Below are 15,903 nucleotides of genomic sequence, written 5' to 3' on the forward strand. Positions count from 1 at the left end.
TTATTTATCAGTTAAAATTTATACTAATATGAAACAATCTTTATTTATTTTATTTGCAATGTTAATATCATTGTCAACTTTTTCTCAGGAAACAACTTCTTATGTAACTATCGGTCAAAGAGATCCCAATTCAAACACAAACAATATATCCCAAAATACTGACACAAAAAACTTTGCTATTTCTATTGGTTTCTTACATGGCGGTGGTAGTCTGATTGGGGCAGATTTAGAATATCTTTTCAGTAAGAGATTTGGATTTCAAGCAGGTATAGGTTATGTGGGTTTTGGTTTCGGAATTAATTACCATATTAAACCAAATAATATTAGCAGTTCTTTTATTTCATTACAATACATGAACCAAGGGATGGGACGATCGCATACACAGAGCGTTATATCTCCAATATTTGTTTTTAGAGCAAGGAAAATTTTTACCGCATCTTTAGGCTTAGGATTTCGCGTTTATGAAGGACCTGCTTTTAACAGTAGATCCATGGGAAATACTCCCGTAATGCTTACATATATGATTGGAGTATATTTCCCATTATAATAGTTTGAAGTCCGGAATTTTTAAAGCCTCATAACTAATGCGAAAGGTTTAAAATAATCCTTTTATCTTAGACTAAAATCTCTATTTCCCATAAATACCCACCTGATACTTATGGCAAAAAGCTGATTACATTGACCTTTTTGCCAGAATAGCTTGTTAAATGGCCCGTATGACCAGGTATTAGAATTATTATAAGATCTTATTGGGGTTAAAAAGAAAGTTGCCGAATATTTTAAATTCAAGATTAATTGATCGATAATATATATTTCAGCGCCGAGATCGATTGCCAAATCCAATTTACTAAGATCATCATACATATAACTGTAATCCATATAATCTTGAACGTGTTTATGACCGATTAATATTCCGAGATTTGGCCCCACAAACATTGTTACACGATTACTGGCAATAAATTTATAATGTATTGGAATAGTAATATAATGTAAGTTTAGTCTGGTTTCATAAACCTGTCCCGGTATAGTATCATTTGATTTTGGTATTTTGCGTGAACCTTTTTGGGTATATGAAATTTCAAAGTCTAAAGCACTTCTTGGTGTAAAAAACAAATTAGTAAAAAACCCTACGGTAATTCCCGGTTTGCTGAATGATTTATTAAATAAAGATCCATTATTATAACTTCCGGGAGCATCACCTACATAAGTACCTGTGGTATGCGAAGCAATCACACCAACAAGCAATCCGCCATCGAAACTTTGGGAAAAAAGAAATCCGGAAGAAATGACAAATATTGTAATAAGTATTATTTTTCTCATAAATTAAATTTATAATGATTTAAAGATTAAAATTGTTTTGTCTCTTTCATCGGCTTATCATTTTATAACTTTTTCCGACTCCACTGTTTAATTAACTTTAAACTTAAACGTCACATTTGCTAACTCCTCATTAGCTTTAACAATTTTATTTTTAAGGTTTTCTTTATAGATGATTATTTTTTCAGCTAACTTTTCATCTCCGGTAGCAATAATTTGCGCAGCGAGGATTCCTGCATTAAGAGCTCCGTCTATTCCGACAGTTGCAACAGGAATTCCGGGAGGCATCTGAACAATTGCAAGCAAAGCATCCAAGCCCTGCAAAGAGGCGCTGATAGGAACACCTATTACGGGAATCGAAGTCATTGCCGCAATAACGCCGGGAAGATGTGCGGCCATTCCTGCTCCGGCAATAATTACTTTTATTCCGCGAGTTTGTGCATTTTTGGCAAAATGTTCAACTTTCTCAGGAGTACGATGCGCCGACAAAGCATTCATCTCAAAGGGGATTTCCATTTCATCTAAAAAAAGAGCAGCTTTCTCCATGATTTTCAAATCACTGGTACTACCCATAATTATACTTACTAATGGTTTCATCTATCTATCTTTTTTAAAATCCAAAGATAGGTATTTTAATTTAAAAACCTTATTTCTAAATTTATAATTCTTAATTCTTAACTTTATAAATTAAGGTATATATAAAAAAATATCGTACATTTGCACATCAATTATAAAATATAAGTTTTACATCTATAACACTAAGTATTAAATATTTATGGCTAAAGAAAAATTTTTAACATGCGATGGTAACTACGCAGCAGCACATGTTGCATATATGTTTAGCGAAGTTGCCGCAATTTATCCGATTACGCCGTCTTCAACAATGGCAGAATATGTCGACGAATGGTCGGCTTTCGGAAGAAAAAATATTTTTGGAGAAACAGTAAAAGTTGTAGAAATGCAATCTGAAGCCGGTGCTGCCGGTGCTGTTCACGGTTCTCTTCAAGCGGGCGCCCTGACATCTACTTTTACTGCATCGCAAGGGCTTTTGCTGATGATTCCGAATATGTACAAAATCTCCGGTGAGTTACTTCCGGGTGTTTTCCATGTTTCTGCTCGTGCTCTTGCCGCACAGGCACTATCAATCTTCGGCGATCATTCCGATGTTATGAGTACTCGTCAAACCGGTTTCGCTATGTTAGCTACCGGTTCGGTACAAGAAATAATGGATTTGGCTCCTGTTGCTCACTTATCGGCTATAAAAGGAAGAATTCCTTTCTTGCATTTCTTTGACGGATTCCGTACTTCTCATGAAATACAAAAAGTTGAAGCGGCCGATCAAAACAAACTTGCAAAACTTATCGATAAAAAAGCTCTTCAAGCTTATCGCGACAATGCATTGAATCCTGAGCATCCTATCACTCGGGGTACCGCTCAAAATCCGGATATTTATTTCCAAACCCGCGAAGCTCAAAATAAATTCGTTGACGCTATTCCAGATATTGTTGCCGATTATATGAAAAAGATCAGCACAATTACCGGTAGAAAATACGCCCCATTCACTTATTACGGAGCTAAAAATGCTACCGATATTGTTATCGCAATGGGTTCTATTACAGAAACTATTAAAACCGTTGTTGATTACATCAATAATAAAGGCGGAAAAGTAGGCCTCGTTAGTGTACACCTCTATCGTCCGTTCTCAGTTAAATATTTGAAAGCTATTCTACCGGAAACTACTGAACGTATCTGCGTTCTCGACAGAACAAAAGAGCCGGGCGCAAACGGCGATCCTTTGTATCTTGATATAGTGGAAGCTTTTGCTAATAACAACGATATTCCTGTTTCAAAGAAACCGGTAATCATAGGCGGTCGTTACGGATTATCTTCAAAAGATACTACACCGGCTCATATACTTGCTGTTTACAACAATTTGAATTCGGCAAAACCAAAAAATCAATTTACCGTAGGTATCGTTGATGATGTCACTAAAAAATCTTTAGCCTTATTAAAAGACATCACCGTTCTTCCTAAAGGAACTTACGAAGCAAAATTTTATGGTCTCGGTGCTGACGGTACTGTTGGCGCAAATAAAAACTCAATCAAAATAATCGGTGATAATACAGATAAATACAGTCAGGCTTATTTCGATTACGATAGTAAAAAATCCGGAGGATACACTTGTTCTCACTTACGTTTCGGAGACTATCCGATCCAAGCACCTTATTTGGTAAATACACCTGATTTCGTTGCAGTTCACGTTCCGGCTTATTTGAACAAATATGATTGTTTAAGAGGTATTAAACAGGGCGGAACTTTCTTATATAACTCAATCTGGGATATTGAAGAAACTAAAAAGAATCTCCCCGACCATGTTAAAAAGACATTGGCTGAGAAGAAAATTAAGATGTATATCATCAATGCTACCGCAATTGCCGAAAAAATCGGACTTGGTAACAGAACTAACACCATTTTGCAATCTGCATTCTTCAAAATTTCTCAGGTTATTCCTTATGAATTAGCTATAAAAGAAATGAAAAAAGCTATTCTCAAATCTTATGGCCGTAAAGGTAAGGAAATCATTGAAATGAACAATCTTGCTGTTGATTTTGGCGGTGATGTTGTTAAAGTTGACATACCTCAAGAATGGACTAAAATAAAACTTGAAGCCCAGAAAGTTGACACTAACATTCCTGAATTTATCACCAAAGTAGCTGCTCCTATGCTTGCACAAAAAGGTAACGATTTACCTGTAAGTGCTTTCAAGGGTTATGAAGACGGAACTTTCCCGGCCGGTACTACGGAATATGAAAAACGCGGCGTAGCTGTTAATGTTCCTGAATGGATTCCTGAAAATTGTATCCAATGTAATCAATGTTCTTTAGTTTGTCCTCATGCAGCTATTCGTCCAGTAGTTATGACTGATGCCGAATTAAAATCTGCTCCGAAAGGCATGACTACCCTCGACATTAAGGCTCCGAAAGAAATGGCAGGAATGCATTTCCGCATGCAAGTTTCTGCTTTAGATTGTATGGGCTGCGGTAACTGTGCCGATATTTGTCCGTCAAAAGCAAAAGCTTTAGTAATGAAACCTTTGGAAACACAACTAAATGAAATTCCGAATTGGACTTATTCACAAAAGAAAGTTACTTACAAAGACAATATTATAGATAAATTTGCTTCTGTGAAAAACAGTCAGTTTGCTCAACCTTTGTTTGAGTTCTCAGGAGCTTGTGCAGGTTGCGGTGAAACACCTTATATAAAGTGTATTACTCAACTTTTCGGCGAAGAAATGTTAGTAGCTAATGCAACCGGTTGTTCTTCTATTTACGGCGGTTCTGCTCCGGCAACTCCGTATTGTAAAAGCTATCGTTCAGGTTGCGGTCCGGCTTGGGCTAATTCATTATTTGAAGATAATGCCGAATACGGTTTCGGTATGGCAGTAGCTACAGGACAAATGCGTGATCGCATCGAACGCATCATGAAAGAAGCTATCGAAAAATGTAATGTTTGTCCGAAAGATTTAAAAGATTTATTCCAAAATTGGATAGACAATCGCGAAAGTACAATCGAAACCAAGAAAATCAGTGATAAAATAGTTGCTCATGCTGAAAAATGCAGTTGTGATTATTGTAAAGAAATTCTTTCATTAAAACAATATCTTGTCAAAAAATCACAATGGATTATCGGTGGCGACGGTTGGGCTTACGATATCGGTTTCGGCGGATTAGACCACGTTCTTGCAAGCGGCGAAAATGTAAATGTTCTCGTTCTTGATACTGAAGTTTATTCTAATACCGGCGGACAATCTTCTAAAGCTACTCCTGCAGGTGCTGTTGCAAAATTTGCTACATCAGGAAAGAAAATCCGTAAAAAAGATTTGGGTATGATTGCTAAATCTTACGGTTATGTTTATGTTGCGCAAGTTGCGATGGGTGCTAATCAGAATCAGTATTTCAAAGCTATCAAGGAAGCCGAAGCTTTTGACGGACCTTCATTGATAATTTGTTATGCTCCTTGTATCAATCATGGTAATAAAACCGGTATGAGCCGTACACAAACCGAAGAAAAGAGAGCTGTCGAATGCGGTTACTGGCACTTATGGAGATTCAATCCCGAACTTGAAGGCACAGGTCAAAATCCTTTTATGCTTGACAGTAAAGAACCTGATTGGGGTAAATTCCAAGAATTTATCTTAGATGAAGTTCGTTATAGTTCTCTCATGAAGACTTTCCCGGCAGAAGCAAAAGAATTGTTTGCAGCTACCGAAGAAAATGCTAAATGGAGATACGAGCAATATAAGAGATTAAGCGAAAATAAATAATCATGAAAAAAGGGTGCTTTCGGCACCCTTTTTTATTTTTACACTTCATGTCCCAAATTTAGTAATTGCCTTAAACATTTTAGAAAGAATTTATTAATTTTGCATTAAACTCAGAACAATCTTTAAATATTAAAATATATGAATACCGCACAACAAGCTTTTGAACATCGCAGAAGTTATTATTCTATCAGCAATACTTCTCCTATTAGCGACGATAAGTTAATTGAAATTCTGACATCGATAATTAAAAATACTCCTTCTGGATATAATTCCCAATCAACGAGAATGATTTTACTGCTTGATAAATCTCATTTAAGATTCTGGGAAATAGTTAAGGGAATTTTAAAAGAAAAAATGGCGGGCAGACCGTTTGAAAGAACTGAGAAAAAAATCAACGACTTTGCTGCCGGTTATGGAACCGTTTTATTTTTCGAAGACCAAGATATTGTAAAAAGCATGCAAGAAAAATTTCCAAATTACGCAGATAATTTCACAATCTGGTCGCAACACACAGCCGCGATGCATCAATATGCGACTTGGGTACTGCTTGAAGATACGGGATTCGGTGCTTCCTTGCAGCATTATCATCCGATAATTGACGATGCCGTTGCTAAGGAATGGAATATTCCAAATACCTGGAAGTTAACGGCACAAATGCCTTTCGGTACTCCAACAGCCGAACCGGGGGAAAAGACTTTTGAACCGGTAGAAGACAGATTTAAGATTTTCAGATAAAATAAGATTATATTAATAAATAGAAAACCGATAAATCAAGTAAAAACTTTCAAGAGGAAAGCATAAATAATACTGATTTTATCGGTTTTCTATATTATATTTTCAGACTTATATTCTAACAAAGTTAGCTACTACCCATTTATTCTGCGAACGGGACGAGATATACTTTAATCCTTGTCTTTCCGCATATTCCTTAATTATTTGTAAATCTTCTTCATAGAAACCGCTGAACAATATTATTCCGCCATTTTCCAAAACATCAACATAATATTTCATGTCTTCCAGAAGAATATTTCTGTTGATATTTGCAATGATAATATCGAATTTAATATTCTCCAAAGTATTAGCATCTCCAAGAAAAGCTTTTACTGCTTGTTCGACATTATTTCTTTCGATGTTTTCCAAAGTATTCTCATAAGCCCATTCATCATTGTCGATTGCCCACACTAATTTCGCACCCATTTTCGCAGCAAGAATGGCAATCACACCTGTTCCGCATCCCATATCCAAAACCAACTTGTCTTTACAATCAATTGTCATCAATTCCGAAATAATTTGCGATGTTGTTTCATGATGAGCCGTACCGAAAGACATCTTCGGTTGTATGATTATATCATATTCGATATTTTCCAAGTCCGAGTGAAACGGTGCCCTGATATAACATTTTTCATCAATCAGAACGGCTTGGTAATTTTCCTCCCATTTTTGATTCCAATTTTCTTCCGGACAATTTATGAAAGAATATGTAAAATCGATATCGTCTTTTAATTCTTTCTGTAATTGTTTCACAATATTTTCATCGAACAATTCGGTTTTAATATATGCCTTAAGCTCTGTTGGGTCATCATTGGCAAAACTTTCATATTCAAATTCAGCGAGATATGCGATAAGGATATCTGCTTGTTCTTCGGTTTTAACGCGACAGGTTAATTCTGTATACTTCATTTTAAGGTTCGGGTTTTTATCTATTTCATCGACTTAATCTACTTTCAGATTTCGATTTTTAAGCTAAATATATTATTGTCAAAAATTCATCTTTGTTTAAGGAAGCGCCGCCGATTAATCCCCCGTCAACATCATCACAGGCGAAAAGTTCCGCAGCATTCTTAGAGTTACAACTTCCGCCATAAAGAATATGAGTTTGTTCGGCAATTCTTTCAGAGTATTTTTTTGCAATAAGACTTCTGATAAAAGCGTGAATTTCTTGTGCCTGTTCCGAAGTTGCGGTTTTTCCTGTTCCGATAGCCCATACCGGTTCATAAGCAATAATAATCATTGAAAATTCGTGTTCGCTCAATTTGAACACAACTTCTTCAAGTTGATTTTTCACAACATCGAAATGTTTATTTGCCTCTCTGTCTTCCAAGCTTTCGCCACAGCAAAATACAGGAATTATTTCACATTCAAGACATTGCTTTATCTTTTTCAAAAGTACTTCGTCGGATTCCAAAAAGTATTTTCTTCTTTCGGAATGACCAACAAGAACATAAGAAGTATCAATCGATTTCAACATAGCTGCACTAACTTCGCCTGTGTAAGCACCTTTATCATGCTCGCTACAGTTTTGTGCGCCGAATCTAATATTACCTTCATCAGCAACATCGGCAGCCATTTCCAAGAATGGGAACGGCGGAAATACAATAACATCAACACCCGCGTCTGGCGGAGTATCAATTAGTTGGTCATTTAAATCAAAAAGTAAATCTTCTGCCTCAGTAAATGTTAGATTCATTTTCCAATTTCCGGCAACAATAGTTTTTCTCATAATATTATTTTTTAGTTTTTGAATTCCGAATTTTTACATTTTCTTCATTCAAATATTAATTATTCTATTTTTCAATTAACTTAACTTTCGGATCCACAACAGCGTATAGAATATCAGCCAAGATATTCAAAAGTACCAGCAGAAGCGAGATAAAAACAATACTTCCCATCAAAACAGGCATATCATATTTATCAAGAGCATCTACTATCATTGTACCCATTCCTTTCCAATCGAAAACATATTCAACAAAAACAGAACCGGCAAGCATTGTAGCAAACCAACCGGTTGAAGAAGTAATAATCGGATTTAAAGAGTTTTTCAAAGCATGCTTAAAAATTATTCTTCTGTTTGATAATCCCTTTGCTTTAGCTGTTCTGATGTAATCCATTGATAGTATATCCAGCAGAGAAGCACGAGTTAATTCGGTAATAACAGCGAGAGGACGAATTCCAAGTGCTATCGAGGGTAAGATCAGGTTTGCCAAACTTAATTTTTCACCATTTCCGAAATCATCAATGGTATAAAGACTTCCCGTCATGTTGAGTCCGGTTATATCGCCCAACAAAAATGCAAAAATCCAGGCGATTAAAATCGCAAAGAAAAAAGACGGCAACGACATTCCGAAGACCGAACCCACCAGAGCTGTTTTATCGATAAACGAATCTTTATAAATTGCCGAAATAATTCCGAAAAACATACCAATAACCAGAGCAATAATCATTGCAACAACGGCAAGTACAAGAGTTTTCGGGAAAGCCTGTAAAATCATTTCTCCGACAGGTCTCTGTGCTTGATAAGAACGTTTCAGATACGGTGCTTTAGCCACAATTGATGTTTTTCCGATTGTAACAATCTCGAAATACTTTGTGTATTTAGTATCATCCAAATAAAAAAAAGAGTCATTATCCTTTGAATTATAAAAGGATATCGGCGACATATCGTTAATATATCCTATTAATTGAATGTATTTAGGTTGATCAAGTCCAAGGTCTTTAATAATTGCTTCAGTGGTGTTGATATCACTGCGCTGTCCGACCAACATTTTAGATGCATCTCCCGGCAAAATTTGGAAGAGTGCAAAAACAATTACAATAACTCCGAGCATTACTAAAATGCCATACCACAATCTATTTAATATGAATTTTAGCATCTGACGGTGCGTATTTACTCGAAAACTTTATCTAATTTTTCTATTGTAGGAACATTGTTTATAGACCATTTTTTCTTTACAATACCATTTTCCATAGCAATAACTCCCGGATTTGAGCGTATAATTGTTTTTAACTCAATATCATCAGCATTGTAGAAATAAGCATCTAAATGAAGTTTATCCGCCAGCTCTTCATACGTATCATAATCGGATGCCGTTAAGAAATATACATTATATCCTTTTTGGTGACAGTAATCAATAATCGGCATTAATTTCTCAAACTTCTTAATATCAACATTTTCAATATAAGTTGAAACTATATAAATATTCGGATTAATATCGCTGACAACATTAACTGTTTCATTCTGGCCATCCATAGAAAAAAGCACAAGATTGTGAGGATGAGTATTATTATCTATGACCACTTGTTCAACGAATGTCCAATTTTCCATCCAAAGAGAATCGCTGAAAGGAATATCCTTAGCATCTAAAGTTAATTCTTCGTGACTGGCATTATTTCTATATTTCACCTTATACTCTACAGGTACATGGTTTTCGGATTTCATATCATTACCTACTTTCCAATCGCGAAAATCTATCGGCGGCAGAAATATCAAACTGTAAGACTGCAAACCAACAAATAAAACACCAAAAACAGAAGCTATTCCTATTTCAGCATTAGGATAGAATGTCGGTTTGATTTTTTTACGTGTAAACCACAGTGTTATAACGAATAAATCGATAGTAAGGTTCTTATAAAACGTTTGCCATTCAGTCATTTTTACTGCTTCACCGAAACAACCGCAATCTTTTACCAAGTTCATTGTTGCATCCAACAAAGTTGTTGTTGAAAAGAAGAGCATCATTAATGTTGTGATAATCAAAGTAAACTTCAATTTGATATTGAACAGAAGCATGATTCCCGTTAGAAACTCAACGAGGTTTAAGCCAATTGCCAAAACCGTCGAAAATTTCAAAGTCCATAGCGGCATATTGTATGCCAGAAGGTAATCTTCGATTTTATAAGCGGTTCCTATAGGATCAACACCTTTGACGAAACCAGAAAAGATAAAGAGGCATCCTACTAATATTCTCGCTGCAACACCCAATGAGCGAGGAAGTTTCTTACCGAAAGCGATTATCAAAATAAACGGCACAAGGTATGCCAATAAGAAGTTCAGATTATAATCCTTAATAAAATAAACACCGACAGCGCTGGCAATAATCAATAAAAAGATTAATACTGATATTATCGGGTTCATTTCTTTTTGTTTAGTATTATATTGCTTCATAATTTATGGTTTTGGGTTATATAAATTTTGTTGTTAGGAATTTGTTGCTTGAAACCCGCAACTAACTTTCCGACTCTTGTTAATCTAATAAAATAAGCGCAAACACAGAGTAAAGAATTATATCGTAGTAATTTGCATCTATTCCTTCGGAGACTAATGTTATTCCGTTTTTATTTTCTATTTGCTTAACTCTCAATAATTTCATTAAAATAATATCCACTATGGAACTTACTCTCATTTCCCTCCATGCCTCGTCATAATCGTGATTCTTATTTTCAAGCAAAGCCTTGGTTTTGACAGCGTAATGATCGTATAAAGCAAGTATTTCATCTTGATTCTCATCCACAGATTCTGTAAAACCTTTTTCAAGTTGAATTAAAGCCATTAAGGAATAATTAATTATACCTACGAATTCATTTTGGATATTGTCTTCAACTTTTTGTGTACCTTTGCACTGAATTGAGCGAATTCTATGAGCTTTAATAAAGATTTGATCCGTTAGAGATGATGGTCTTAAAATTCTCCAGGCGCAGCCATAATCTTTCATTTTTGAAACAAAAAGCGTTCTACAATATTTTATTATCTCATCATATTTATTCAATGTATCAGATACGGCCATGATTTTCAGAAATTTATTTTTTTAAGAATTTAAAAAATTTAAGTTTATAAAGGTAATACTTTTTTTATAAATAGATAACGCCAGAATCTTAAAATAATTTTTATGGACAGATGTAAGATTATGGGAATTGTAAATGTAACTCCCGACTCTTTTTATTCCGGCAGCAGATACAATGACGAAAGTTTGTTATTGAAGATAGTCGATAAGATGATTTCAGACGGTGCGGATATTATTGATATCGGCGGAGTTTCAACACGTCCCGGAAGTGCAATAATTACTGTTGATGAGGAAGAAAAACGCGTTATGCCGGCAGTTAAATCCGTAAAAAAACATTTTCCCGAAATCGAAATATCAGTTGATACTTTCCGTGCGGTAATTGCCGGTAAATCTTGTGATGAAGGATGTACTATAATCAACGACATATCCGGCGGCATTGATGAAAAGCTTTTTGATATTGTTGCAAAGCATAAGGCAGCATATATACTAATGCACTTCTATGGCGATAAAGAAGGACGGATGGAAAATCATATCTACAATGATATTATTGTTGATATGAAAGAATATTTCAAAGAAAAGATTGCAAAATTAAAATTAACCGGCATTGAGAAAATAATTATTGATCCCGGATTTGGTTTCAGCAAAACAATTGAAGAAAATTATCTTGTTCTAAAAAGACTTTCTAAGTTTAAGGAATTAGAATTTCCTATACTTGCCGGATTATCTCGAAAATCCATGATTTACAAACCTCTCAATATTACTCCCGAAGAAGCATTAAACGGGACAACCGTTTTAAATACAATTGCACTATTAAACGGCGCTAATATTCTAAGAGTTCATGACGTAAAAGAAGCTGTAGAAGTTAGGAAATTAGTTGAGAGTTAAATAGACCCGATTATTAACTTTTTAATGCTATTATTTAATATTCCGGCGGAATATCAGGAATAATAGCCGACCCTTCTTCTATAAACAATTCGGGGTCTGTTTCTATAACTCTGACAGTAAATTTAGTATTAGCAGAAACTTCAAATCCTTGCTCAAAAACTATTTCCTCTTTAGCCCATAAAGTTATGTTTTCTGACGTATTGATATTAGCGGTATGCCCTGTTCCACCAAGTCTTAACTTTTTATGGACTTTAAAAATATGCGGATCAGACATACTGAATGACATGGGCCAATACTCATAATTAAAACCTTCTTTGAGTTTGTAGCTACGTACATAATCAACTTTAAATGTTTCATTTAGTAAAGATAAGTCCGTAATAGTATCTACCAATGAGTAACTTAATTGAATTTTCTGTCTAATCGCATTATCAATATCTACGCAAGTAAAAATATTATTATTAGATATCATACCTTCATTATCTGTATGAACTATTCTACTTGTAATGTTACCATTAATAAAAAAGGTTATCTCATTTGGTAGCCATTCTACTGCAAATGTAGCCCAAATACCAAACATATTTCTGTCGTATTCCAAACTTTGCCAAACATGTGACTGACTAGGTTTATTTAAATTATGATTAAAGTTCTGATCAATTTTATTATCTACAATAGTTCCCGGTCTTTCAAAAACGTCTATCTCATCATATTCAAGTCCATTACTACCCCAGAGCCAGAAACATGGTCGCAAAATCTCACTATTTGGAAGATAACAACTAATCTCAAGATAACCATAGCGGATAGCATCAATCATCTCACCATAACCACTTGAGTAATAATAATTTATCCTATTTACAGTATCATACCAAATACCTAACCAAAGTGGTGGATCTTCTTGTTTAATAGATAACTCAAGATATCCGTCATTTATATCAACATTATAATATTTAAAAGCAGCATATGGAGACATTGAATGAGCAAAATCATTCATTTTTCTCCATTTTGTATTATCAAAACTATTAAACTCATCACTATATTTATCGCTCTTTATCCATCCAGATGTCAGCGGAATTATATCTTCAGGAAAGGTTTCATATTTATAATTCTTAACATTCGCCATTGAACAATAACTCTGGCAAAATAATAGCGAGCTTGTAAACCCTAAAAATATGACTACTGCTATTTTGTTATAGTTTATTTTCATCTTGCATCATTTAAAAGTTATTTTTTATACACCTAACACATCTAACAATTGCAGCAATACTATTTCCTCTATACATCTTATTATCATCCGCATGTATAATACGAAAAATAGGCCAAGGTTCCTCATTACCATGAGAATTTACAAAATGGTCTATAGTGGATGTCCAAAAGGCTTGAACATTATCTACTTCATGTATATTACATCCTAAAATAAGAAATCCTATAGCATTTGTTGATTCTTTATTGTAATCATAACTAATCCAATGTAAGGTGCCGGGTTCTTTTATCATAGATGCTTGATTAGTACCTCTGCCACCATCAAAATATAATTCTTCTTCACTTATTCCTAAGTATCTTTCCAACTCAATCCATTCATCATCACTCGGAACGTGCCATCCATTGGGACATATTCCTTGAATAATATCAGGTATAGTATCTGAAACAACTATACGCTCACTTACAATACCCCATAGGTAAGATAAACCATTGTCAACAACGCCATAATTTAAAGGATGAGTTGTACATGAATATTGAATATACGGTATATCTCCGGCAGTAATTCCATTCGCATATCTCCATGATCTCAAATTTTGCCTCATCCAACATTGATTTCCAATTTGTACCGTCTCATATATATTACCTTCATAATCTGTTACCGTTCCGCAATCGCAAGGTTTACTTAAATATGTTATATAGCTGTCGCCGTTTTCTGGAATTTTCTCTACAAGATTACCATGGAAATCGGTTGCAAAAACCGTTAGTCTAACCGTATCTCCTTCTTTGTAATTTAAGGTTAATAGTTCTTCTTTGGACTTTAAAATATCAGCACGATAATTATCATAAGCAACAACATCTATCTTGCCGGTGTTTTGTTCGCCTAATAATTTGTATAAAAAGACTTCTTTTGCGGTTTGTAATCGCAAAATATAAATGCCCTTTTTACCTATAGTTATATCTATAGTATTAGCAAATGAAATACTTTTTTCTTTTATTACCGATTTTCCGTTAATATCAAATATTTGTAAAGACACTTTCCCATAGTTTTCAGAATCAATATTTAACCTTGTAAAACCTGGAATATTTATTTCTAAGGTAATTGCATTATCGTAACATTCGATACCAGATAATTGGCTCAGATTAATCTCATAATTTGTTGTATTAATATCTAAATCCGTTAACATTACATTTGTTTTAGTCGTTAAATCTTCAACTAATATTGAGTCTAAATACTGGGGACTCCCTTCAAATAAAGCCTGTATATATACAACGGTTTCTTGAGAAAAGATTTTGAATGAAAAGAGCAAGAATGTTGAAAGTATTGTGAAATTTTTCATGATTATTTGATTATTTTGTTAATATCATTTTCTTTGTATCAATTTCTTTATTGTTTACAATTAAAGAATATAAATACATTCCTGCAGAATATTCATTCGCAGAAATTTGAATAGAACCCTTTCCTTGAGAAACCGGATATGACTTTAATAATGTACCTTGCAGATTATAGATGTTTAATGCGGCATTTGTTTTAATATCTTCATTAATTTCATAATCTATATTAGTTGAAGTGTTAAACGGATTAGGGGTGTTTTGGTGCAATATTGATTTTGCGTAACTAATTTGATTTATAGAATTATCGTCAATGTTTTCAGATTTTATCACAGCATCTCCATCTGATTTTTCAATAAGTCTCCTCAAGTAATTTATTTCTTCTTGTTGCTCTTTAAAAGCTTCAACTAAAACAACAATTATTGCATTATAATCTATTGCTTTTCTTCCGTCAGAGAAAGTTCGTATTGCATCCGGCAATACTTTTTCAATATCACCGGCAATTAATCCGATTTCTTTTTTCGAATAATCTGTAATTAGTCCTTCAATGGCATCTTTTGATACATATTTATTCTCAGTTAAGTCTTTGTATAATGAATCATAGTTAATTAGTGTGCTGTTTTGTGCAAAGTACCTACCATTTAATTTTGAGATAATTTCAGAAGCATTTTCAATTTCGCTCTTACTTTCTGAGCCTGTTCGATTTGAAAAGGCAAGGAGATTTGTGTAATATACTCCTCCATTTCCCAAGACACAAAATGTATGTATTGTATCATTTATCATTTGAACGATATATGATTTTGAGTGTTGGTGTTTTGCATATGTTAAATTCATCCATGCCCAAGCATTGTATAATTGCGGAGAGAAATAAGTATACCCGCTCGGTTGTATTTGTATTCCACCACTTTTAGTTAAACTCATTAAGCTTATGTGCTGATCATCATGTATTTTTATTTGAGACTTTAATGGATAAGCAAATAAAATGGAAATAGAGATTAAAATAACTGAAAGGTAAAAATCATTTTTCATAATAAAATAGTTTAGTGTTAATAAAAATAATTTTCGCAAATATATATGATATTTTACAAAAGAAATTATACATTTCTACCACAAATTTACACCAATCTGTCAATATAATTCAAAAAACTACGTGCTTTAGGTTTAATAATCAGCGATGCCTTTTCAATGCTGATATTTTTATTGTTCAATAATTAGATTCTTTAATGTTTCAAATTTATTACGATTTTTTGAGTATTTAATGTTTTTTTTGTTAAATAATGTTAACAACATATA

General features: G+C 34.0%; 14 protein-coding genes. 4 read left to right on the forward strand and 10 right to left on the reverse strand.

Annotated elements, in window-relative coordinates; genetic code table 11:
• Nucleotides 1-28: 28 nt before the first annotated feature.
• Nucleotides 29-547: a hypothetical protein gene (locus LBP67_01400; protein ID MDR2083636.1), complete on the forward strand. Its 519-nt coding sequence runs from the start codon at nt 29-31 to the stop codon at nt 545-547.
• A gap of 62 nt (nt 548-609) precedes the next feature.
• On the opposite strand, the gene LBP67_01405 is transcribed toward LBP67_01400, so the two are convergent.
• Nucleotides 610-1,320, reverse strand: a complete 711-nt coding sequence (locus tag LBP67_01405; GenBank protein MDR2083637.1) for a PorT family protein — start codon at nt 1,318-1,320, stop codon at nt 610-612.
• A gap of 87 nt (nt 1,321-1,407) precedes the next feature.
• Entirely contained in the window at nt 1,408-1,914 is a 507-nt protein-coding gene (purE, locus tag LBP67_01410; protein MDR2083638.1) for a 5-(carboxyamino)imidazole ribonucleotide mutase, read from the reverse strand.
• A 178-nt stretch (nt 1,915-2,092) separates the two neighbouring features.
• Between purE and nifJ the strand changes: the two genes are divergently transcribed.
• Together nifJ and LBP67_01420 are read left to right on the forward strand one after the other, a co-directional pair.
• Nucleotides 2,093-5,641 (forward strand): pyruvate:ferredoxin (flavodoxin) oxidoreductase, encoded by a 3,549-nt coding sequence (gene nifJ / locus LBP67_01415; GenBank protein MDR2083639.1) that lies wholly within the window; start codon nt 2,093-2,095, stop codon nt 5,639-5,641.
• 138 nt (nt 5,642-5,779) lie between these two features.
• Nucleotides 5,780-6,376: a nitroreductase family protein gene (locus LBP67_01420; GenBank protein MDR2083640.1), complete on the forward strand. Its 597-nt coding sequence runs from the start codon at nt 5,780-5,782 to the stop codon at nt 6,374-6,376.
• 108 nt (nt 6,377-6,484) lie between these two features.
• Here the strand turns inward: LBP67_01420 and prmA are convergent, their stop codons facing one another.
• The 5 genes from prmA to LBP67_01445 form a co-directional block, all read right to left on the reverse strand.
• On the reverse strand, nt 6,485-7,321 hold the full coding sequence (gene prmA, locus LBP67_01425; GenBank protein ID MDR2083641.1) for a 50S ribosomal protein L11 methyltransferase: 837 nt from the start codon (nt 7,319-7,321) through the stop codon (nt 6,485-6,487).
• Nucleotides 7,322-7,379: 58 nt separating this feature from the next.
• Nucleotides 7,380-8,141, reverse strand: coding sequence for a triose-phosphate isomerase (gene tpiA, locus LBP67_01430; GenBank protein ID MDR2083642.1), 762 nt, complete (start codon nt 8,139-8,141; stop codon nt 7,380-7,382).
• Between the two features lie 64 nt (nt 8,142-8,205).
• Nucleotides 8,206-9,291, reverse strand: a complete 1,086-nt coding sequence (locus LBP67_01435; protein MDR2083643.1) for an ABC transporter permease — start codon at nt 9,289-9,291, stop codon at nt 8,206-8,208.
• Between the two features lie 14 nt (nt 9,292-9,305).
• Nucleotides 9,306-10,583: a hypothetical protein gene (locus tag LBP67_01440; protein ID MDR2083644.1), complete on the reverse strand. Its 1,278-nt coding sequence runs from the start codon at nt 10,581-10,583 to the stop codon at nt 9,306-9,308.
• Nucleotides 10,584-10,662: 79 nt separating this feature from the next.
• A complete protein-coding gene (locus LBP67_01445; GenBank protein ID MDR2083645.1) occupies nt 10,663-11,202 on the reverse strand; it encodes a DUF1599 domain-containing protein in 540 nt (179 codons plus the stop codon).
• A 102-nt stretch (nt 11,203-11,304) separates the two neighbouring features.
• Here LBP67_01445 and folP point away from each other — a divergent pair, with 102 nt between their 5' ends.
• Nucleotides 11,305-12,084 carry a dihydropteroate synthase gene (gene folP, locus LBP67_01450; protein ID MDR2083646.1) on the forward strand — a complete coding sequence of 260 codons (780 nt, stop codon included), beginning with the start codon at nt 11,305-11,307 and terminating at the stop codon, nt 12,082-12,084.
• A 34-nt stretch (nt 12,085-12,118) separates the two neighbouring features.
• Here folP and LBP67_01455 read toward each other — a convergent pair whose 3' ends face one another.
• The 3 genes from LBP67_01455 to LBP67_01465 form a co-directional block, all read right to left on the reverse strand.
• Complete coding sequence (locus LBP67_01455) at nt 12,119-13,201, reverse strand: family 16 glycosylhydrolase (GenBank protein MDR2083647.1); 1,083 nt, start codon at nt 13,199-13,201, stop codon at nt 12,119-12,121.
• A 94-nt stretch (nt 13,202-13,295) separates the two neighbouring features.
• Nucleotides 13,296-14,618: a T9SS type A sorting domain-containing protein gene (locus LBP67_01460; GenBank protein ID MDR2083648.1), complete on the reverse strand. Its 1,323-nt coding sequence runs from the start codon at nt 14,616-14,618 to the stop codon at nt 13,296-13,298.
• A gap of 10 nt (nt 14,619-14,628) precedes the next feature.
• Nucleotides 14,629-15,639, reverse strand: a complete 1,011-nt coding sequence (locus LBP67_01465) for a T9SS type A sorting domain-containing protein (protein MDR2083649.1) — start codon at nt 15,637-15,639, stop codon at nt 14,629-14,631.
• Nucleotides 15,640-15,903: the final 264 nt, after the last annotated feature.

It is taken from the genome of Bacteroidales bacterium (genome assembly GCA_031276035.1).
In the GTDB taxonomy this organism is placed as follows: domain Bacteria; phylum Bacteroidota; class Bacteroidia; order Bacteroidales; family BM520; genus RGIG7150.